This window comes from Jiangella endophytica (genome assembly GCF_003427025.1).
GTDB lineage: Bacteria > Actinomycetota > Actinomycetes > Jiangellales > Jiangellaceae > Jiangella > Jiangella endophytica.
In genome coordinates this window covers 66,842-87,438 of record NZ_QVAI01000023.1, presented here as the reverse complement: position 1 = coordinate 87,438, position 20,597 = coordinate 66,842, and the positions used below count along the sequence as shown (strand labels likewise).

Annotated in this window: 19 protein-coding genes and 1 pseudogene; 6 read left to right on the top strand and 14 right to left on the bottom strand. The window is 73.8% G+C overall.

Annotated features, from left to right (window positions below):
• Positions 1-31 precede the first annotated feature (31 nt).
• Positions 32-916, top strand: coding sequence for an aminoglycoside phosphotransferase family protein (locus DZA62_RS31390; RefSeq protein WP_116952902.1), 885 nt, complete (start codon positions 32-34; stop codon positions 914-916).
• Position 917: 1 nt separating this feature from the next.
• Here the strand turns inward: DZA62_RS31390 and DZA62_RS31385 are convergent, their stop codons facing one another.
• Complete coding sequence (locus DZA62_RS31385; RefSeq protein WP_116952901.1) at positions 918-1,493, bottom strand: TetR/AcrR family transcriptional regulator; 576 nt, start codon at positions 1,491-1,493, stop codon at positions 918-920.
• Between the two features lie 90 nt (positions 1,494-1,583).
• Between DZA62_RS31385 and DZA62_RS31380 the strand changes: the two genes are divergently transcribed.
• The gene (locus DZA62_RS31380) at positions 1,584-2,963 is read left to right on the top strand and encodes an MFS transporter (RefSeq protein WP_116952900.1); all 1,380 of its coding nucleotides are present in this window, start codon (positions 1,584-1,586) and stop codon (positions 2,961-2,963) included.
• 98 nt (positions 2,964-3,061) lie between these two features.
• Here DZA62_RS31380 and DZA62_RS31375 read toward each other — a convergent pair whose 3' ends face one another.
• From DZA62_RS31375 to DZA62_RS31350, 5 genes are all read right to left on the bottom strand, one after another.
• On the bottom strand, positions 3,062-3,691 hold the full coding sequence (locus tag DZA62_RS31375) for a nucleotidyl transferase AbiEii/AbiGii toxin family protein (protein ID WP_116952899.1): 630 nt from the start codon (positions 3,689-3,691) through the stop codon (positions 3,062-3,064).
• A gap of 199 nt (positions 3,692-3,890) precedes the next feature.
• Positions 3,891-4,700 carry a type IV toxin-antitoxin system AbiEi family antitoxin domain-containing protein gene (locus DZA62_RS31365; RefSeq protein ID WP_116952934.1) on the bottom strand — a complete coding sequence of 270 codons (810 nt, stop codon included), beginning with the start codon at positions 4,698-4,700 and terminating at the stop codon, positions 3,891-3,893.
• A gap of 76 nt (positions 4,701-4,776) precedes the next feature.
• Positions 4,777-5,292, bottom strand: coding sequence for a hypothetical protein (locus DZA62_RS31360; protein WP_116952897.1), 516 nt, complete (start codon positions 5,290-5,292; stop codon positions 4,777-4,779).
• A complete protein-coding gene (locus tag DZA62_RS31355; protein WP_198664401.1) occupies positions 5,289-5,987 on the bottom strand; it encodes an NADPH-dependent F420 reductase in 699 nt (232 codons plus the stop codon). Before DZA62_RS31355 ends, DZA62_RS31360 begins: the two co-directional genes overlap by 4 nt.
• On the bottom strand, positions 5,984-7,018 hold the full coding sequence (locus tag DZA62_RS31350) for an LLM class flavin-dependent oxidoreductase (RefSeq protein ID WP_116952896.1): 1,035 nt from the start codon (positions 7,016-7,018) through the stop codon (positions 5,984-5,986). The genes DZA62_RS31355 and DZA62_RS31350 overlap by 4 nt, the downstream gene beginning before the upstream one ends.
• 350 nt (positions 7,019-7,368) lie before the next feature.
• Here DZA62_RS31350 and DZA62_RS31345 point away from each other — a divergent pair, with 350 nt between their 5' ends.
• Positions 7,369-8,361 (top strand): AraC family transcriptional regulator, encoded by a 993-nt coding sequence (locus DZA62_RS31345; RefSeq protein ID WP_116952895.1) that lies wholly within the window; start codon positions 7,369-7,371, stop codon positions 8,359-8,361.
• Between the two features lie 30 nt (positions 8,362-8,391).
• Here DZA62_RS31345 and DZA62_RS31340 read toward each other — a convergent pair whose 3' ends face one another.
• The gene (locus DZA62_RS31340; protein ID WP_116952894.1) at positions 8,392-8,766 is read right to left on the bottom strand and encodes a lipopolysaccharide assembly protein LapA domain-containing protein; all 375 of its coding nucleotides are present in this window, start codon (positions 8,764-8,766) and stop codon (positions 8,392-8,394) included.
• 142 nt (positions 8,767-8,908) lie between these two features.
• On the opposite strand from DZA62_RS31340, the gene DZA62_RS31335 reads away from it, so the two are divergent.
• Positions 8,909-9,853, top strand: coding sequence for an ATP-binding cassette domain-containing protein (locus DZA62_RS31335; RefSeq protein WP_116952893.1), 945 nt, complete (start codon positions 8,909-8,911; stop codon positions 9,851-9,853).
• Positions 9,850-10,641 carry an ABC transporter permease gene (locus DZA62_RS31330; protein ID WP_116952892.1) on the top strand — a complete coding sequence of 264 codons (792 nt, stop codon included), beginning with the start codon at positions 9,850-9,852 and terminating at the stop codon, positions 10,639-10,641. The genes DZA62_RS31335 and DZA62_RS31330 overlap by 4 nt, the downstream gene beginning before the upstream one ends.
• 90 nt (positions 10,642-10,731) lie before the next feature.
• Here the strand turns inward: DZA62_RS31330 and DZA62_RS31325 are convergent, their stop codons facing one another.
• Together DZA62_RS31325 and DZA62_RS37350 are read right to left on the bottom strand one after the other, a co-directional pair.
• Positions 10,732-13,053 (bottom strand): hypothetical protein, encoded by a 2,322-nt coding sequence (locus DZA62_RS31325; RefSeq protein ID WP_116952891.1) that lies wholly within the window; start codon positions 13,051-13,053, stop codon positions 10,732-10,734.
• Positions 13,054-13,300: 247 nt separating this feature from the next.
• A complete protein-coding gene (locus DZA62_RS37350) occupies positions 13,301-13,723 on the bottom strand; it encodes a MarR family winged helix-turn-helix transcriptional regulator (RefSeq protein WP_116952932.1) in 423 nt (140 codons plus the stop codon).
• Between the two features lie 84 nt (positions 13,724-13,807).
• On the opposite strand from DZA62_RS37350, the gene DZA62_RS31315 reads away from it, so the two are divergent.
• Positions 13,808-14,389 carry a TIGR03086 family metal-binding protein gene (locus DZA62_RS31315; protein WP_116952890.1) on the top strand — a complete coding sequence of 194 codons (582 nt, stop codon included), beginning with the start codon at positions 13,808-13,810 and terminating at the stop codon, positions 14,387-14,389.
• Here the strand turns inward: DZA62_RS31315 and DZA62_RS31310 are convergent.
• The 5 genes and pseudogenes from DZA62_RS31310 to DZA62_RS31290 form a co-directional block, all read right to left on the bottom strand.
• Positions 14,356-16,791 carry an MMPL family transporter gene (locus DZA62_RS31310; protein ID WP_116952889.1) on the bottom strand — a complete coding sequence of 812 codons (2,436 nt, stop codon included), beginning with the start codon at positions 16,789-16,791 and terminating at the stop codon, positions 14,356-14,358. The genes DZA62_RS31315 and DZA62_RS31310 overlap by 34 nt on opposite strands.
• A 57-nt stretch (positions 16,792-16,848) precedes the next feature.
• Positions 16,849-17,481: a TetR/AcrR family transcriptional regulator gene (locus DZA62_RS31305; RefSeq protein ID WP_116952888.1), complete on the bottom strand. Its 633-nt coding sequence runs from the start codon at positions 17,479-17,481 to the stop codon at positions 16,849-16,851.
• A gap of 59 nt (positions 17,482-17,540) precedes the next feature.
• Positions 17,541-19,229: a bifunctional 3'-5' exonuclease/DNA polymerase gene (locus tag DZA62_RS31300; protein WP_198664399.1), complete on the bottom strand. Its 1,689-nt coding sequence runs from the start codon at positions 19,227-19,229 to the stop codon at positions 17,541-17,543.
• Between the two features lie 4 nt (positions 19,230-19,233).
• Positions 19,234-19,522 (bottom strand): annotated as a pseudogene (locus DZA62_RS37740) (mycothiol transferase); the annotation flags it as partial.
• 51 nt (positions 19,523-19,573) lie between these two features.
• Entirely contained in the window at positions 19,574-20,596 is a 1,023-nt protein-coding gene (locus DZA62_RS31290) for a 1-aminocyclopropane-1-carboxylate deaminase (protein ID WP_116952886.1), read from the bottom strand.
• Position 20,597 lies beyond the last annotated feature (1 nt).

The following is a 20,597-nucleotide window of genomic DNA, read 5'->3' as shown; positions in this document are numbered from 1 at the left end:
CGCGCGGCCGCGGTCCCTACGGTGGTCCCCGATGACGGATCCGCAGCCGCCCGACATCGACGCCGCACTCGTCGCCGGGCTCATCGCCGACCAGTTCCCCCGGTGGGCCACGCTGCCGGTGCGCCCGGTCGAGCTGCAGGGCGTCGACAACCGCACGTTCCGCCTCGGCGACGAGTTGTCCGTCCGGCTGCCCAGTGCCGAGCACTACCGCGAGCAGGTCGCCAAGGAGCAGCACTGGCTGCCCCTGCTGGCGCCGCGGCTGCCGGTCCCGATCCCGGCGCCGGTCGCCGTCGGCCGCTCCGGTCGCGGGTACCCGTGGACGTGGTCGGTGAACCGCTGGCTGCCCGGCGAGACGGCGCTGGCCGGCGGAGTCGGCGGCGACGTCGCGTTCGCGCGGGACGCCGCCGGGTTCCTGCGGGCGCTGTGGGCGGCCGATGCCGGCGGCGGGCCGGCGCCGGGCACGCACAACTTCCGGCGTGGCGCGTCCGTGGCGGTGTACGCCGCCGAGACGGAGGAGGCGCTGGCCGCACTGGCCGGGCGCATCGACGGCGCCGCCGCCGGGAAGGTCTGGGACGCGGCGCTGGCCGCGACCTGGACCGGCGAACCGGCCTGGTTCCACGGCGACTTCGCGCCCGGCAACCTGCTGGTGCGCGACGGCCGGCTGAGCGCCGTCATCGACTTCGGCACCTGCGGCGTCGGCGACCCCGCCTGCGACCTCGTCCTCGCCTGGACGTTCCTGGACGGCGCCGCGCGCTCGGCGTTCCGCTCCACGATGGGCCCCGCCGCCGACGACGCCATGTGGGCGCGGGCCCGCGGCTGGGCACTGTGGAAGGCGCTGATCACCTACGACAGCCACGTGCCGCGGGTCCGGGCCGAGGCTCGCCGGGTCGTCGGCGGCATGCTGGCCGAGGCCTGACTCAGCCGGGCGGCGTCAGCAGCGAGCGCACCGACGCCGTCACGATGCGCGGCACCTCGGCGGCGTCGAGCCGGCCGGCCCGCTGTTCCTCGGCCGCACCCTTGAGCAGGTAGTGCACGGCGCCGACCAGCCAGCCGATGGGGAGGTCGGTGCGGAACGCGTCGCGGTCCTGGCCGCGTCGGATCAGCTCCTCCAGGCGCGCGGCCGGCGCGCCGTGCAGCTGGCGGACCCGGCCGGGCGGAAGCACCTCCTGCGCGGCGGCGAGCAGCGACGACGACTCCGCGACCAGCGACCAGCTCGACGCCAGCAGCCGGTCCAGGGCGGCGCCCGGATCGCCGGTGAGGTCGACGGCGGACAGCGTCCGCTCGCCGTCGGCCAGCGCGTCGGCCAGCGCCGCCTCGACCAGCTCGGCCCGGTTCGGGAAGTGGCCGTAGAGCGTCATCCGGCCGACGCCGGCGGCCGCCGCGATCTCGTCGATCGTCGCCGCGGGATCGCGCCCGAGCAGCTCACGGGCGGCCGCGACGATGCGCGCGATGCTGCGCTCGGCATCGGCGCGGCGGCGGGTCCGGGTGGTCATGCAAGAAGTTTAGCTCGTACGGGAATATACGAGTTAGCTGCCCCGGTTCCCTAGTTCGTACTTCCACATACGAGTTAAGGAGGCCGGATCATGACGTACGACGAGACGACGGCGGCGGTCGCGCCGCACCCCTGGCGCTGGCGGATCCTGGGCTTCCTCGGGATCGCCCAGCTGATGCTGATCCTGGACGTCACCGTGGTGGCCATCGCGCTGCCGCAGATCGAGAGCGACCTCGGTGCCGGCCGCGAGGCTCTCACCTGGACCGTCAGTGCCTACGCGCTCGCGTTCGGCGGGCTGATGCTGCTCGGCGGCCGGCTCGCCGACCTCGTCGGGGCCAAGCGGGTGGTGCTCGCCGGGCTGCTGGTGTTCACGGCGGCCTCGCTGTTCACCGGGCTGGCGGACTCCTCCGAGCTGCTCATCGGCGGACGCGTCGCCCAGGGCGTCGGCGCCGCACTGCTCTCGCCGTCGGCGCTGTCACTGGTCGTCACCCTGTTCGACGGCGACGAGCGCAACCGCGCGCTCGGCGTCTGGTCGGCCCTCGGCGGTGGCGGCGCGGCTCTCGGCGTACTGCTCGGCGGCCTGCTCACCGCCGGTCCCGGCTGGCCGTGGGTGTTCTTCGTGAACGTGCCGATCGGCGTGGTCATCGCGGTCGCGCTGGCCCGCATGCTGCCCCGTCAGACGGTCACGGCGCCGCGGGGCCGACTGGACCTGTTCGGCGCCCTCCTGGTCACCGCGTCGTCCGGCACCCTCATCTACGCGCTCATCCAGGCCGGTGACGGCGGCTGGCTGACGATGACGACCGGCCTGCTGGTGCTGGTCGCCGCGGCAGGCTACCTGGCCTTCGTGGCGTGGCAGCGACGGGCCGGGGCCCCGCTGATGGACGTCCGGCTGCTGGCCCGGCGGCCTGTCGCGACCGGGACGTTCCTCATCCTGCTGGCGACGGCGCTCATGATCGCGGTGTTCTTCCTCGGGACGTTCTACTTCCAGCACGCGCACTCGTACGGCCCGCTGCGCACCGGGCTGCTGTTCCTGCCGGTGGCGCTGGCGACGATGGCGGGCGCGAGTCTCACCGGCCGGTCCATCGCCCGGCTGGGCGCCCGGCGGCTCGCGGTGCTCGGCCTGCTGGTGGCGGCCGCGGGGATGACGGTGCCGGCGCTCTGGCTGCACCCGGCCGCCGTCGTCGCCGGGGTGTCCGTCGGCGCCGCGGGCACCGGCGCCATCTTCGTCGTCGCGTCGGCGACGGCCCTCGGCCAGGTCGCGCCGCACGAGGCCGGCATCGCGTCGGGCATCGTCAGCACGTTCCACGAGTTCGGCGCCGCCAGCGGCGCGGCCGTCGTCTCCAGCGTCGCCGCTGCCAGCATCGTCGGCACCACCCTGGACGGCTTCACCAACGCCTTCGTCGTGGCCGCCGCCGCGGCGGCGGTGTCCGCACTGATCGCCGCGGTCGTCACCCCGCGGCCGCAGAGCTGACACCCGGCGATCCGGTGGCTGCCCGGCACGCCGGTGGACGCGGCGCCGCCCCGGCCCGCGTCCGCCGGATCGCCGGGCATCCGCCGCATCCGCGGTCGTCAGGACGGGATCGACCATCCCGTTGGCGGTGTCCAGATGCCGGATATGCGGGTGCCCGCCAGGATCGGGTCGAGGCACTCGGCAACGACCGCCAGTGCCACGTCGATCCTGTGCAGTTCGCCGCGGAGCCTGGTACGCCCGGCCTCGCTCGCGTAGCCCGCGGGCCAGGACGTACTGGGCACGACCATCGCCACAGGCAGGTCGAGGCCGCGGCGACGTCGCTCGGAGGCGATCGCCGCAGCCGTGCGCCCGGCATCGATCTCGGTCGTGGTCACGATGAGGACGAGGTCGACCAGATCCCGGTAGCGGGTGGACGGGAGGCCGGACGCCCCGTGCGTTTCGTACATGGCGCACATCTTGTCGGCGATCTGGTCGGGCAACGGATAGACCGTGATCTCAGGCGGTGCGGGCAGTCCGGGCACGTCGACGACGGGAGACGGGCTGATTCGATCGAGAGCCGTCACCGGACGCAGGTCGGTCGACAGGTCGATCGCGAAGGTGTCGTATTCGGCGCCGGCGTAGGCGGTGACCGAGAGCTGCGCAATGAGTCCGGTGCCCCTTGTCCGGACGCCGTCCTGGATGACGAAGGTGAGATGGTCACCGTCGTGTGGTGTGGTGAGTCGGCGCAACTCGACGACGGCCGTCGTTCATCAGGAGACCGACACCGCCCTTGAGTACCCAGCTGCTACCGGATCGGCGAAGACCAGAGCGAGGAACCGCTGGTACAGGAACTCGCGACGAAGCTGCTCGAGCGGACGCCCGCGCGCCTTGGACTCCTTCTTCAGGCGATCCTCGACGGCTCGACGGAAAGCCGTCGCCGTCCGGTGCTCAGTCGAGCCGTTCATCGTGACCGGACTCCAGAGCCTTCAACAGTTCGCGGAGCCGTGGGCCGCCGATCCGGCTCGCCACGGCCTTCAGATCGATGTTCTCGGCGACCGCGCGCAGTACAGCCTCACGCAGTTGGTCCTCGACGAGGGCGAACCGCGCCTCCGGGCCCGCGCCAGTGCGATCGACGCGCTCGAGCAGGCCGGTCACGAGTGCTTCCCCGTCGCCGAGCGGGGCACCGTAACGGTTCGCGTATGGGCGCAGAACGAGCGCCAGATCTTCGGACCTGCTCCGCTGCGCCATCACCGCATCCACGACCACGGCGGCGAGATGGTCGCCGTCGGTCCGCGCCGCGGCTAGATCCGCGACCGTCCGGGCCACGGTTGTGACGGGCAGGCCGTCGACCACCGTCCGATCGTCGGCGGTCACCGATCCACGATGAAGTCGTACGTCCGGCCGTCGCGACTGTTTCCTGCCCGACACAGTGAACTCGTAGGAATCGGCGTCCAGATCGCCGAGGCCGTGGAGACGCGCAGCCGATCGGTGCGACACGACGGCCGCGGACGGGTCGGCGCGACGCTCGGCCACACGACGCCCCGGATCAAGCCCCAGCCAGGCAGCACGTAGGCCGTCGCCCGGATCGAACGGGGCGCCGGCGACCCTGTAGATGCCATGGCCGAGCCGCTGGAGCGCGCCCTGGTTGGCCAGCCGAGCCATGGTCTGTGCGGACACGCCGATGGACGCGGCCTGGGCGGTGGTGATCAGACCCCACTGCTCCGCCGCGAGGTCCGCGACATCGAGCCATTGAGTCACCAAATCTCCGTTCTGATACTCCAATAATAGCTCAGAACACTAGTTCTGCAGTATCAACTGAACGCCACGCAGGAAATCAGAGGTTGTGGGCGAGCAGTTCCAGGCCGATGACCAGGAGGCCGAGCGCGACCTCCGCGAAGAGCACGATGACCCGCTGCCAGGTCGGCAGCCGTACCCGGCGGACGGCGAGGTAGCCGATGGCGGCGAGGGCGGCCACCAGCGCGATGCTGGCCGCCCTCAACGCGGTCTCGATCTCCCACACGTCGGCGACCGCGAGGCCGATGAACACGCCCGGCAGCACCAGGGCGCCGAGCGCACCGAGGCTGACGCGGGCCATGTGGCGCAGTTCGGCGCCCGGCGGCAGGGCCTCGTGAACGGCGATGTGGGAGACGACGTCGGCGACGAAGACGGCGAGGACGGTGCCGAGGACGACGACGGCGAGCGAGACGGCCGCCTCGCCTGCGGACACCGCGTGGGCACGCAGCGCCAGGACCACCGCGAGCGCGGTGAACGTGATGTAGATGCGCTCCTTGAGGATGTCGGCGCGCTGGCCGGGCGGCAACTCCTCGTCGCGGCCCGGCTCGTGGCTCATCGCGCCAGCGTACCGGCGCGCGCGGCCGCCACCTCGCGGCCGCGCGGCGAGGACGCGAACCCGTCCAGCAGCGCCCGCAGCTCGGCCGCGTCGACGTTCGCGCCGAACACGGGGGTGAACGGCTCCATCCGCACGCCCTCGGCCAGCGGCCCGGCGACGACGGGGTCGAAGCCGAGTGCGTCGACGACCGCCACGGCCTCGGCGACGGAGGCGGCGCCGTCCCCCGCGACGGCGATGGCCTTGCGGCCGGGCGCCGCGGCGGGCAGCGCGCCGTCCTCGAGGTCGTGGTAGCCCATGTGGTTGAAGGCCTTCACGACCCGCGACTCCGGCAGGAACGCCTGCACCAGCTCACTCGACGTCGTGCGCGGGTCCGTGAGGTCGTCGCGGCCGCCGTCGACCTCCCACCAGTAGTTCATCGCGTCGAGCACCAGCTTCCCGCCCAGCGCGTCGGCCGGGATCGTCCGGTACTTCCCCAGCGGCAGGGCCAGGACGACGGCATCGGCCTCGGCGGCCGCGGTGCGGGCCGTGACGGCGACCGCGCCGGGCGTGACGATCTCGGCGATCAGCGCGATCCGCTCCGCCGCGCCGGAGCCGGCGAGCAGCACCCGGTACCCGGCGGCGACCGCGAGTCGCGCCAGCACGGTGCCGACCTTGCCGGCGCCGAGGATCCCGATGGTGCGCACGTCGCCCGTCACGAGCCGGCCACCAGGTCGCGGACCATCGGGACGACCTTCGAGCCGTACAGCTCGACGGCGCGGAGCCGGGCGCTGACGGGCTGCGAACCGGCGGTGTAGATGAGGTCGAACCGGTCGACGCCCAGGGTCTGGACGGCGCGAGCGATCTTGCGGGCGACCGTCTGCGGCGAGCCGACGTAGAGCGAGCCGTGCTCGATCTCGTGCTCGAAGTCGCGCGGCGTGATCGGCGGCCAGCCGCGCTCGCGGCCGATGCGGTCGTGGTTCACCTTGTACCGCGCGTAGTAGATCTCCCGAGCCTCTTCGTCGGTGTCGGCGACGAAGCCCGGCGAATGCATGCCGACGGGCTGCGCGACGGTGCCGAACTGGCCGGCCGCACGCCGGTAGAGGTCGAGGTGGCGAGCGAACCGGTCCGGCGACCCGCCGATGATCGCCAGCATGAGCGGCAGGCCGTAGTAGGCGGTGCGGACGACCGACTGCGGCGTCCCGCCCACGCCGACCCAGGTGGTCAGCCGGCCCGACTCGGTCTTCGGGAACACGTCGGCGTCCTCCAGCGCGGCCCGCTTGGTGCCGCTCCAGGTCACCGGCTTCTCGTCGAGCAGCCGCACGAACAGCTGCAGCTTCTCCTCGAACAGCACCTCGTAGTCGGCCAGGTCGTAGCCGAACAGCGGGAACGACTCGGTGAACGAGCCGCGCCCCAGGATCACCTCGGCCCGGCCGTTCGAGACCGCGTCGACGGTGGCGAAGCGCTGGAACACCCGGACCGGGTCGTCCGAGCTCAGCACCGTCACGCCGGACCCGAGCCGGATCCGTGACGTGCGCGCGGCGATGGCGGCCAGCACGGTCTCCGGCGTCGAGATCGAGTACTCGGGACGGTGGTGCTCGCCCAGCGAGATCGCGTCGACGCCCACGTCGTCGGCCAGCACCGCCTCCTCGACGACCTGGCGGATCGCCGCCGCGTGACTGACGGGGACGCCGTCGTCGCCCTCCGGAACGTCGCCGAAGGTGTCCAGTCCGAAACCGATGTCACTCATGCCGCCGTCAACATCGATGACATGTCAACTAATTCCGTGCCGGGCCGCCGCCGGGCCCTGGTGGGCGGGATGACACAGTCCCGGCGGCGGCATCCGTAGCCCCCGGTCGCGACCCTGGCCCGGCTCTCTGGCACGGCGCGACCGGGGGCCGGAGACCCGGGGTGCCTCTCGATGTGCCCCCGGGTCACGTGGCGACCGGCGCCGATCCCCCGACTCTTGCACCGACCGCAACGGCACCGTAACTCCGTCCGCGCGGCGCCGGGAACAACAATGGCCCGCACCCTTGCGCTATCGGGGCAGATGGTGCGTACGCTGGGCCGACAGGGCCGGTTGACCCCGGGGGGTGGCCCATGGCGAGGGCTTCCGCAGCAGTGCCGATCGAACGCTCCGTCGTCGTCGCACGCACCATGAACGAGTCGGCCGAGGTGATCCGGCAGGTCTACATCGGCCACGAACCACGGCTCGGCCGCGACCACGCCGGGACCGAGTTCCGCGTGGTGTCCGCGCGCGCCGGGGTCCGGGCCGGCCCGCTCGGCGCCGACCGTGTTCACGTCACCGTCAACTTCCGGACCGCCACGGAGCCGTTCGGCTACCTGTTCGCCATGTCCATCGTGCATGGCGTGTTCGCGGTGTCGGCCGGCGGCGAGGAGCTCCGGGCCGGCACCGGCGACGTCCTCGTGTTCCCGCCCGGCGCGCCGATCGTCGCCCAGTGGATCGACCTCGACGCGGGGATCCTCCGGCTGCCGGTGTCCTGCGCGGCCGACCTCGCCGCGGAGCGGTTCGGCATCGACCCCGCCGACCTGCGGTTCGAGTCGATGTCGCCGGTCACCCCGCGACTGGGCCAGTACTTCCGCAACGTGTGCGCGACGGTCGGCCGCGAGCTGATGGCCGAGGACTCCGCGGCGGCGCACCCGCTGATCGCCGAGGAGATGGTGCGGACGGCGGCCGCGGCGGCGCTCGCGACGTTCCCCAACACGACGATGAGCATCGCCCACTCCCCCGGACCCGGCTACGTCGCGCCGCGGGCGGTGCGCCGCGCGGCGGCGTACATCGAGACGCACGCAGGCACGCCGATCACGCTGACCGACATCGCCGCCGCCTCGGGCGTCGGCGCCCGGGCCCTGCAGTACGCGTTCGCCCGGCATCTGGGCACGTCGCCGCTGGCTCATCTGCGCCGGGTACGGCTCGAGCGCGCGCACCGGGAACTGCAGGCCGCCGACCCGGCGACCGGTGCGACCGTCGCCGCCATCGCCGCGTCGTGGGGGTTCGGTAAGCCGAGCCGGTTCGCCGCGGAGTACCGCCGGCAGTACGGCCAGTCACCGAGCCGGACCCTGCGCACCTGACGGCGAGCGGCTCCCGTGCCTCGCCGCCGATCAGCTCTTGCGGTGGAAGCGGCGCAGCTGGGCGATGCGGATGGTGCCCACGATCGTCGCCAGCAGCCCGGCGCCGGCGGCCGCGATCAGCAGCGCCACGGCGAGTGGGACGGTGCCGTTCATCCAGAGGAACGTGACGTCGACGGTCTCGGTGTTCTGCGCGATGAACACGATCAGCAGCCCGAGCACCAGCACCGTGACGCAGATGCCCACCCAGAGCGTGCCGGTGCGCGAGTGCGGCAGCTCGCCGGATCGCCGGCCGTGCCCGCCCTCGCCGCCGTGCTCCTCGACGTGGCGCGCCGGGCCGTCCTGCGCCTGGCCGGTCTCGGCCGGCGGCGCCGTGCCGGCCGGGCGGTCGTCGTCGGGCCTGCTCACGCGATCGCCTCCCTGTCGTCACGTCGGTGACACCGGTCACACTAGTCAGCCCAGCCCCACCCGGCAGGCGTTTCGGGCGATCCTCTGACAATATAGTGAAGTCACTTCATTATGATGGTGGTTATCAACCAAGGAGGTGCCCATGACGCTCGCCATCGAGACCGCCGGGCTGCGCAAGCGGTTCGGTCAGGTCAGCGCGCTGGACGGGCTGGACCTGACGGTCGAGCGAGGGGTGGTCTACGGCCTGCTGGGGCCGAACGGGGCCGGCAAGACCACCGCGGTCCGAGTGCTGGCCACACTGCTCGTCGCCGACGACGGCGAGGCTCGGGTGCTGGGCCACGACGTGCGGCGCGAGGCCGAGGCCGTCCGGTCCCGGCTCTCGCTGACCGGGCAGTACGCGTCGGTCGACCAGGACCTCACGGGCGCGGAGAACCTCGCGCTGATCGGCCGGCTGCTCGGCCGCTCCGGGCGAGGCGCACGCGACCGGGCCGCCGAGCTGCTGGCCGCGTTCGATCTCGCCGACGCCGCCGGCCGGCCGGTGAAGCACTACTCCGGCGGCATGCGCCGTCGGCTGGACATCGCCGCCAGCATCGTCGTCACCCCCGACCTGCTCGTCCTGGACGAACCGACCACCGGCCTGGACCCGCGCAGCCGCGCCGACGTCTGGCGCATCGTCCGCGCGCTGGCCGCGCAGGGCACGACGATCCTGCTGACGACGCAGTACCTCGAGGAGGCCGACGCACTGGCCGGCCGGGTCGCCGTCGTCGACCACGGCCGGGTGGTCGCCGAGGGCACGCCGGGCGAGCTGAAGGCGTCGGTCGGCGCGGCCCGGTTGCACGTGCGGTTCGACGACGGCGGCACCGCGGCCGCCGCGGCCGGCACGCTGCGGACCGCGTTCGGCCTCGAGGTCGTCCACGAACCGGGCAGCGGCACGCTCACCGCGCCGGTCGACGACCCGGAGCGGGCGACCGCGATGCTCACCGAACTGACCCGGCGGCACCCGCCGATGACCGGCTTCTCCCTCGACCGTCCCAGCCTCGACGAGGTGTTCCTCTCCCTCACCGCCCGCCAGGAGGTGCCGTCATGACCATCGAGCTGCTCACCGGCGGCCCGCGCCCGCACCGGGCCGGCGCCGTCGCCACCACCGCCGCCTACGCCCGGCGGGGTCTGCTCAAGCTGCGGCGAGTGCCGGAGCAACTGGTGGACGTCACCATCGGGCCGATCCTGATGCTGGTGATGTTCACCTACGTGTTCGGCGGCGCGATCGCCGGCACCACCGGCGACTACCTGCAGTTCCTGCTGCCCGGCATCCTGGTGATGGGAGTGCTGTTCACCGCCGTCCAGTCCGGCGTCACGCTGCAGGCCGACCGCTCCGCCGGCGTCGTCGACCGGTTCCGCTCGCTGCCCGGCTGGCGTGCGGCTCCGCTGGTCGGGGCCGTGCTGGCCGACTCGGTCCGCTACGTCGCCACCGCCGCGATCATCATCGTCACGGGGCTGCTCCTCGGATTCGACGCCGGCGGCGGAGTGCTCGGCGTGCTGGCCGCCGCTCTGCTCGTCGTCGTGTTCGCGTTCGCGCTGTCGTGGCTGTTCACGACGCTCGGCCTGGCGGTGCGCAGCGCCGGCGCGGTGCAGGGCATCGGCATGATGGCGGTGTTCCTGCTGGTGTTCGTCAGCAACGTGTTCGTCGACCCCGCGACGCTGCCCGGCGCGGTCGCCGCGTTCGTCGACGTCAACCCGATCTCCCACCTGGTCGACGCGGTGCGGGCGCTGCTCCACGGCGAGCCGGCCGGGCCCGAGGTCGCGCTCGCGCTGGCCGAGGCGGCCGCCGTCACCGCCGTCTTCGCCCCGCTCACCGCACGGCTCTACCGGAGGTGACCACCATGCAGGTCGCGATTCCCCTCTTCCCCGCATCGGCGACGTCCGCCGCGCACGCTGGCCGCGGAGCCGCGGCTACCCGGCCTGACGTCAGAAGCCCATGCCGCCGTCTCGGCCGCGATCCGGGTCGCGGCCGAGCGCTGGACCCGGCCGGACGACGGACGCCCGCGTGAGCTCCACCCAGGTGACCGGATCGCCGTCGATGTCGGCGGGCAGGTCGATGGCAAGGCCGCTCGCCGCAGCCCGCTGAGCCGACTCCAGGCGCCGGCCGCCGAGGGTGTGCACGACGACGGTGGCCGACTCGCCGTCACCGACGAAGCGGAGGACGACGCGCCCAGCGGCCCTGCCGACGACGCCGATCCGCCGCGCCTCAGCAAGTCCGCCGCTCCCCTCGCCGCCGTCGTCCAGCACACCGACCGCGACGGCGACGTCCGTGGCGACCAGCCCGCCGTACTCGCGCACGCCGGGCGCGCCGAGGTGGTCGTGCGGCCGGAGCACCACCAGGACGGGCACGCGGTCCTCGAGCCGTACCCACGACGACGAGCGCGCGCCGGTCACCGCACCGAGCCCGCCGCCGCCGATCGCGTCGACTCGGAACCGGGTGGTCCGCCGGCCCAGCCGGGCGAGCCCGTTGTGCAGCGCCACCAGCGACGGCGGGCAGGTGCTGTCGGAGAGGTCGCGGGTGAAGGCGCCGAGCATGCCCAGCGGCCCGGCCGCGACGGAGTCGAGCCAGATGTCGGCCTGATGCACCCAGTCGTAGCCGCCGGACCCGTAGCTGACCGTCCCGAGGTCCGCGAGCAGGCGGCTGAAGAACAGCCGCCGGCCGGCCTCGGCGTGGTACTCGTGCGCGTTGAGCCACAGGTCGTCGACACTGTGGACGTCGACGTACGGCGCGAACAGGGGCGACAGCGAGTAGTACATGACGACGACGTCCGGGTCCGCGGCACGCAGCGCGCCGACGACCACCTCGAGGGCCAGGCCCAGCAGCCGCTCGCCGCCGTACGCAGGGTCGGCCGGCGCGCATCGGGACAGGTCCGGGATCTCGTAGCCGAAGTCGAACTTCACCAGGGCGGGCCGATAGCGGTCGACGAACGCCGCGATCCGCTCGCGCAGCACATCGCGCACGCCGGCCCGGGTGACGTCGAACAGGTAGTGCGGCGCCTCCGCGGGACCCAGGACGATGGGCGCGCCGTCCCGCCCGCGCAGCAGGTCCGCCATCGTCAGGCCGTGCGTCGCCGGATCGTCGCAACGCAGGAACGCCGCCCACAGCCCGATCAGCAGGCCGCGACCGCGCAGGCGCTCGAGCGTCGCCTCGAACCGGGGGAACCGGTCGGCGGCGTGCTCGAGCCGTCCGTACTCCCCCTCCCATTTGTCGTCGACCACGAACATCGCGACGTCCAGCCCGGACGCCGCCAGCTGTGCGTCGATGGTGTCCAGCGCCTCCTGGTCGAACTGCTGCGCCGCCGTGCCCGCGGCGAGCTGGGCGCCCCAGGTGTTGAACTGCGACGCGGTCGCGGCGGCAGCCTTGCGCGGCGACGGCGGCGGGACCGCGACCGCGCCGGTCTCGACGAGCACGCGCTGGTAGGCCCGGATCGCCTCGGTGTAGTCGGCGCCGACGGCCCACACGAACGGCGCACCGAGCTCGACTGCCCCCGGGCCGCGCAGATGGCCCCACAGATCGCCGCGCAGTTGAAGGACCGGGGCGAACCGCTCGTCGCGAAGGCGCAGCAGCAGGTCGCCGGCCGGCAGCGCGGCGAGGCCGAGGCAGAACGCGTCGCTCAACCCGGTCGTCAGCGCGCCGGGCTCGACCGGGTGCGGAGTCGACCCGAGTCCGCAGACGTAGTGCACCGGCAGGCCCCACTGCTGGCGCGGGCCGACGACCCCGCCGCCACCGCGCCCCAGCCAGGTCGTCGTGTCGAGCGTGGAGTGGGTGTGGATCAGGGGGCTGACCACCCCCGATCCGGAGACGCCGGGATGGACGAGGTAGCGGCAGTGCAGGCCGGGGGCGGGCTCGGCGCGGTCGGCCGGGTTCGCCGGCGGCCGGGCGAAGTAGTGCAGCGACACGACGTCGGCCGGCCCGGCCAGCGTCAGCCCGATCGGGTCCAGCCGGCAGTGGTCGCTCTCGAACCGCCAGCGGACGGTCAGGGTGTCGGCCCCGTTGACCTTCGCGTACCTGACGGTGATGCCGCCGGCGTCCGGCTCGACGCTGTCGACCTCACCCGGCGACCAGCCCGGGCTGCCGCCGTCGCCGATCGAGGTCACCACCGCTGGCTGCAGCGGCCCGGAGACCATGACCCGGCCGCGTGTGTCGGCCAAGGTCAGGATGTCGGCGCCCCGATCCCAGGACCAGGTGTACGACGCGCCCGTCACCCGGACGCCGTCGTCGTCGCAGTGGAGGGTCGGCTCGGTCATCGGGTCGCTCCCGTCGCTCCGCGGGCAGATCGTGCGCGCAGCACCATGACATGGCATTGCGTTCCACGTCCACCGTCCCCGGCTGCGGCCGTGCTGGCGGAGCACTCGGAGCATGACGACTTTTCGCGCTCGCCACCCTCGTGCTGATCATGATGCCGGGCCCGGACCAGGCCCTCATCACCCGCAACGCGTTGCTGGCCGCCGTGGCGATCCGGCCGGCGACGGCGGCGCGCCGCTGAGCCGGGCGCTACTCCCCGCCGGCCAGCGACTCCAGCTCCGCGGGCGGCAACGCCGACAGCGCCTGCAGAGCCCGGACGAACCCGCGGCGGTCGCCGGCCGGCAGCGTCGCCAGCAGCCGCTCCTCCCGGGCCCGGATGCCCGCCGCGACCGCCCGCCGCACCCGCCGTCCGTCGTCGGTGATGGCCAGCAGCCTGACCCGGCGGTCGCCGGGGTCGGGGGTGCGGGAGATCAGCCCGGCACCCTGCAGCTCGTCGAGCGTGCCGATGATCCGGGTCTTGTCGGCGCCGATGGCCTCGGCCAGCGCGGCCTGTGTGCGGATCGGCGTGCGGTCGAGCGCGGTGAGCACCGAGTAACCCCACATGGAGACGCCGCGCTCGGCGAGCACCGGCAGCTCGACGGCGACGAGCGCCCGCATCAGCGGGTACATCATCGCGGCGAGGTCGCGGCGGTCGTCGGGCTGCACACCCCGAAACTACCAATGGCGCAATCATAGGCCGTGACTTACGATAAGCGCATGCATATTATTGACCTCGACGCCCGCGCGGTCCGGGCCAGCGCCGAGCTGGTCGCCAAGGCCGCCGCGGCCGACCTCACCAGGCCCACGCCGTGCGCCGGCTGGACGCTGTACGGCCTGCTGGCGCACATGACGACGCAGCACTACGGGTTCGCGGCCGCCTCCCGCGGCGACGGCGACCCGCAGATCTGGAAGCTGCTGTCCCTCGGCGACGACCCGGTGCGCGCCTACCTCGACTCCGCCGACCACGTCATCGCGGCGTTCGCCGCCGACGGCGTGCAGGAGCGCCCGTTCCCGCTGCCGGAGTTCCGTCCCGAGCCGTTCCCGGCGGCCCAGGCGATCAGCTTCCACCTGGTCGACTACGTGGTGCACGCCTGGGACGTCGCGAGAACGCTCGGCGCCGCCCTCGAGTTCGACGACGACGTTCTCGACGCCGCGCACGCCGTGGCCGCCGTCGTCCCGACCGGCCCCGTGCGCCTCGCCCCCGGCGCGGCATTCGGCCCGGAGGTCCCCTGGGAGGGCGGGTCGCGGCTGGACCAGCTGGTCGCCTACCTCGGCCGGTCCCCCGCCTGGCCGGACTGACCCACCGGCTGCGCCTCCTCGGTGGGCCGGTCGTCGACGACGTGGGCGTGGCGGCGCTCCAGGGCCGCGCCCTCGACGTCGGCGTTGGGGAGCAGCCGGTCCAGCCAGCGCGGCAGCCACCAGGCCGCGCTGCCGGCCAGGTGCATGAGCGCCGGGACCAGCGTCATCCGCACGATGAACGCGTCGACCAGCACGCCGAAGGCGAGGCCGAACCCGATCGGCCGGACCATCGCCAGGTGGGAGAAGACGAACCCGCCGAAGACCGAGATCATGATGATCGCGGCCGCCGTCACCACCGCGCGGCCGGCCAGCAGGCCGCGAGCCACCGCCAGGCGGGCCGGCTCGCCGTGCACGTAGGCCTCGCGCATGCCCGACACGAGGAACAGCTGGTAGTCCATCGCCAGCCCGAAGAGCACGCCGACCAGCAGGATCGGCAGGAAGCTCAGCACCGGGCCGGCGTCGTGCACGCCGAACAGCGAGCCCAGCCAGCCCCACTGGTAGATCGCGACGACGCCGCCGAACGCGGCGAGGACGGAGAGCACGAACCCGCCGGTCGCGATGACCGGCACCAGCAGCGAGCGGAACACCACCAGCAGGATGAGCAGCGACAGGCCGATGACGACGGCGAGGTAGACCGGCAGCGCGTCGGCGAGCTTGTCGGAGATGTCGATGTTCGCGCTGGCCTGGCCGGCCACCGCCAGCGTGACGTCCGGGGCGCCGTCGAGCCGCAGGTCACGCAGCCGGTGGACGAGGTTCTCCGTCGACTCGCTGCTCGGGCCGTCGGCGGGGAGCACCTGGAAGGCGGCGACGGCGCCCGACTCGGAGACGCCGATCGGGGCCACCGCGACGACGTCGTCCTGGGCCATCAGCTCCTGGCCGACGTCCACCGTGAGCGCGGACCTCGCGGCCTCGTCGAGACCGCCGGGCAGGTCGGCGACCACCACGAGCGGGCCGTTGACGCCGGCGCCGAACGCGTCGGCGACCACCGTGTAGGCGCGGTACTGCGTGGAGTCCTCCGGCTCGGACGAGCCGTCGGGCAGACCCAGTCGCATGGACGCCGACGGAATCGCGACGACGGCCAGCGCGAGCACGCCGAGGACCAGACCGGCCACCGCGCGCCTCGTCCCCATGGGTCGTACGGCGTCGCGACGGGCCGCCGCGTCGGCGGTCACCTGCCGGGCCCGGCGCGGCAGCACCCGCCATCCGAGCAGGCCGAGCAGCGCGGGCGTCAGCGTCACCGCGATCAGGACGGCGACGACGACGGCGACCGCGGCGATCGTGCCCATGAGGCCGAGGAAGCCGATGCCGGTGACGTTCAGCGCGACCAGCGCGATGACCACGGTGCTGCCGGCGAAGACGACGGCGTTGCCCGACGTGCCGTTCGCCAGTCCGATGGACTCGTCGACCTCCATGCCCTCGCGCAGCTGGCGGCGGTGCCGGTTGAGGATGAACAGCGAGTAGTCGATGCCGACCGCGAGGCCGAGCATCACGCCGAGGATCGGCGTCACGGAGATCATCTCGACGACGCCGGAGAAGGCCAGCGCGCCCAGCGCGGCGATGCCGACGCCGATCAGGGCGGTGAGGATCGGCAGCCCGGCCGCGACCAGCGTGCCCAGCATCACGACGAGGACGACCGCGGCGACGGCCAGGCCGACGAGCTCGGCCGCCCCGGCGAGGTCGTCGGTGTTCTGCACCAGCTCCGCCGCGTAGTCCACCTGGACGCCGTCGATCGGGTCGGCGCCGATGCGGTCCAGCACGGCGTCCTTGGTGTCCGTGGTGACGCTGAAGGTGGGATCGTCGAAGACCACGGCGCCGACGGCGACCGACCCGTCCTCGGAGACCGTGCGGACGCCGGCGGCGAGGTCCAGCTGGGCGGCCGCCAGCTCGAGCTCGCGGCTCTGCGCGTCCAGTTGCGCCTGCTGCGCGTCGAGCTGGGTTTGCAGTTCTGCCAGCGTGCCCGCCTGGCGGGCCTGCTCCGTCGCGGCGTCGAGCTGGGCCTGGGCCTGCTCGAGCTGGGCCCGACCGGCCGTGACCTGCTCCTGCTGGGCGGCCCGCTGCTCGTCGCCGGCGAACGGGTCGATGACCGCCTGCACGCCGTCGACGTCATCGGCGCCGGCCAGCGCCGAGCTGACCGCCGCACGCTGGTCGTCGGTGAACGCGGCGCCGTCGTCGGTGTGGAAGACGACGTTGGCGGTGCCGCCGCTCGCCTCGGGCAGCTCCGCGGCCAGCCGGTCGGTCACCTGCTGCGTCGGCGTGCCGGGGATGGTGATCGCCGTGCTCAGCGTCCCACCGGCGACGGCGAACGCCACGCCGGCGGCGACCAGGGCCGCCAGCCAGCCGGCGACGACCAGCCAGGCGCGCCGGGCGGCGAACCGGCCGATCCGGTAGAGCAGTTCTGCCATGGTGTGAGGCCTCCTCGCGACGTGGCGCGGGGGCGCGCCGGTCGTGGCGATGACGGGTCAGCGGTACCCGTTCCGGACGGTTGTGATCAGTCGGTCCAGCAGATCGGCCCACACCAGGCGCGACGCGGCGTCGTCGGCGGCGCCGGTGCGCGCGCTCCAGTGCGCATGCAGGACGACCAGCCCGCCGACGAGCGAATGGACCAGCAGGTCGATGTCGAGCTCGTCGGCGCCGGGGCTGCGGCGGGCGATGTCGGCGGCCAGCCGCGCGGTCGTGCGGTGCATGACCTCGCGGACCAGCCGCTGGCCGGCTTCGTCGTCGTCGTCGAGGCCGTCGAGCAGGTGGGTCAGCGTCGCCATGGGCCCGACGAGGTCGATGACCCGCAGCGCCGCCCCGAGCTCGTCGAACACCGACGCCAGGCTCCCGTCGCCCACGGGCGTCGCCGCCGAGCGCCGGTCGAAGTCGTCGATCAGGACGTCCATCACCTGCGTGTGCGCGGCCAGCAGGACGTCGTCGAGGGAGCTGAAGTGGTTGAACACCGTGCGCCGCGAGACATCGGCCCGCTGGGCCAGCAAGTCGACGCTGAACCCGTGCCGGCCGTGCTCGCGCGCCAGCCCCAACGCGGCGTCGATGATCGCCTGCCGCCGGGCCGCCTTCGACGCCGTGCGACGGTCGGGCTGAGTGGCGGGCACGGATTTACACTAAGTGCAAGCGTGCACTGAGTGCAAACACAGGCCGGGGTCGCGGAGGGTCACTTCGCGTCGGCGTAGCTGGTGGCGACGGCGACGCTGAGGGGGAACCGGACGGGGAAGTCGCCGAAGAGGAGACGGCCGGCCTCGGCCGCGGCGGCCTGGACCTCGGCGGCCACGGCGTCGGCGAACTCCGCGGGGGTGTGCACGACGATCTCGTCGTGCACGAAGAAGACGAGGTGGGGGCGGCCGGCGAACGGGGCCGGCACCAGGCCGTCGGGCAGGTCGGCCGCGCCGAGCGCCCACAGCCGCCGCCGGATGGAGGCCAGCCAGCACAGCGCCCACTCGGCGGCCGTGCCCTGCACGACGAAGTTGCGGGTGAACCGGCCCCACGACCGTGCGTACGACCGGGCCTTCGCGACGTCGTCGTCGCCGGCGTCGTCCTGGTAGGCGCCGGACTGCGCCTCGTGCCAGGTGGCGCCGGGCAGCGGCGACGACCGGCCCAGGTGGGTCGTGACGATCTCGCCCCGCTCGCCGGCCCGGGCGGCGTCGTCGACGAACGCCAGCGAGCGCGGGAAGGTCTTCGCCAGCCGCGGCAGCACCTGCCCGCTGGACCCGGTGGTGCCGCCGTACATGGCGCCGAGCATGCCGACCTTGGCCAGCTCGCGCGTCGGCACCGCGCCGGACGCGACGATGCCGGCGTACATGTCGGCGCCCCGGCCGTCGGGCCCGCGACCGGCCGCCGCCATGACCTCGTCGCCGGCCATGGCGGCCAGGACGCGCGGCTCGAGCTGCGCGGCGTCGGCGACGACGAAGGTCCAGCCGGGGTCGGCGACGACGGCGCGCCGGACGCTCTTCGGCAACTGCAACGCTCCCCCGCCGCTGGACGCCCACCGCCCGGTGACGACGCCGCCGACGACGTACTCGCTGCGGAACCGGCCGTCGCGCACCCAGGCCTCGAGCCAGGCCCAGCCGTTCGCCGTCAGCAGCCGGTAGAGCGACTTGTACTCCAGCAGCGGCTCGACGACCGGGTGGTCCAGCCGCTCGAGCTCCCACTTGCGCAGGGTGCGCGCACCGACGCCGGCCCGCTCGATGGCCCGGAGCAGGTCGCGCGGGGAGTCCGGGTTGAGGCCGGCCGGCGCGCCCAGCGCGGCCCGGATGCGGTGCGCCAGCTCCTCCAGCCGGGCCGGCCGCTCACCGAGGCGCGGCCGCGGCCCCAGCGTCTCGGTCAGCACGGCGTCGTGGACGTCGGCCAGCCACGGCAGCCCGGCGTGGTACATCTCGACGGCCGCCAGCGCGCCCGCCGACTCCGCCGCCAGCAGCAGCCGCAGCCGACCGGCCGCCGCCGACCCGGCCACGACGGCGTCCTGCACCGCCAGTTCGGCGACCGGGTCGGGTCCGGGGACGTCGCCGGACGGCCCCGGGGCGGCGAACAGCATGGCGGGCTCGTCGGACGACGTCAGCGGCGCGGGCGCCAGGGTGTCCCAGGGCCCGGGCGGCGCGTCGGCGGGTCCGGGCCACGAGACCAGCGCCGAGCGCCGCAGGATGCGATGCCCCAGCCGCAGGTCGTGGGCCCGCTCGACACGTACCCCGGCGGTCAGCAGCCCCGGATACCACCGGTTGGTGTCGTCCCAGGTCCAGCGCGCCGCGGCGCCGGCGGCCGCGACGACGGAGGGCAGCTCGCCCAGCGCGACCCGCCGGCCCTCGACACGCACCGAGCCGTCGGGCTGCGGGACCACGACAGGCTGCACCCCCTCATCCTGCCGCCCCGCACCGACAGCGGCCGCGCCAGCTCGACGTCCGGCCGTCCAGCGAGTCGCGGATGATGTCCGCGTGCCCGGCATGCCGGGCCGTCTCGGCGACGACCCGCGCGTACCGCTCGACGACGCCCGCCAGCGTCTCGCCGGGCAGCAGGAGGAAGCCGTCGCGGTGGTCGATCGACCACCGCCGGGAACGCCCGCGCGGTCCCGGCCGCGAGGTCGGCCCAGGTGCCGCCGTCGGTCAGCTCGTAGGTCATCGCCGACGGGCCTTCCACGACGAGCCGGCCGTCGCGCTCGCGGGGGCAAGGTGCTGCTCGGCCTCCCGGCCGCCGAGGTCAGTGCGTGAACAGCCCGCTGTACGCGTTCAGCGCCGGCTGGCCGCCGAGGTGCGCGTAGAGGACGGTCGCGTCGCGCGGAATCTGGCCGCCGGTGACGAGGTCGACCAGCCCGGCCATCGACTTGCCCTCGTAGACGGGGTCGAGGATCACGCCCTCGAGCCGCCCGGTGAGGCGGATGGCGTCGACCGTCGACTCCACCGGGACGCCGTAGCGGTCGCCGGCCCAGCCGGGCAGGACGGTGATCTCGTCGTCGCGCAGGGGCCGGGTGACGCCGATCAGCTCGGCGGTGGCCCGGGCGATGCGGGCGACCTGGTCGCGGGTCGCGTCCAGCGTCGCGCTGGCGTCGATGCCGATGACCCGGCGCGGCCGGCCGCCGGCCTCCTCGAGCGCCGCGAACCCGGCGATCATGCCCGCCTGGGTGGAGCCGGTGACCGCGCAGACCACGATGGTGTCGAAGAAGACGCCAAGCTCGCGCTCCTGCCGCTCGACCTCGTAGGCCCAGTTCGCGAAGCCGAGCCCGCCGAGGCGGTGGTCGGAGGCCCCGGCCGGGATCGGGTACGGGTGCCCGCCACGCTCCGTGACGTCCTCGATCGCCCGGGTCCAGGACTCCTTGAACCCGATGCCGAAGCCCGCCGGGTCGAGCCGGACCTCGGCGCCCATGATGCGGCTCAGCATGATGTTGCCCACGCGGTCGTTGAGGGCGTCGGGCCAGTCGACCCAGCGCTCCTGCACCAGCACCGCCTTCAGGCCGAGCGACGCGGCGACGGCGGCCACCTGGCGGGTGTGGTTGGACTGGTAGCCGCCGATGGACACCAGCGTGTCGGCGCCCTGTGCCAGCGCATCGGGGACGATGTACTCCAGCTTGCGGGTCTTGTTCCCGCCGTAGGCGAGACCGGCGTTGCAGTCCTCGCGCTTCGCCCAGAGCGAGGCGCCGCCGAGGTGCGCCGTCAGCCGCGGCAGCGGGTGCACCGGGCTGGGCCCGAAGGTCAGCGGGTGCCGGGGGAAGTCGGTCAGCGCCATG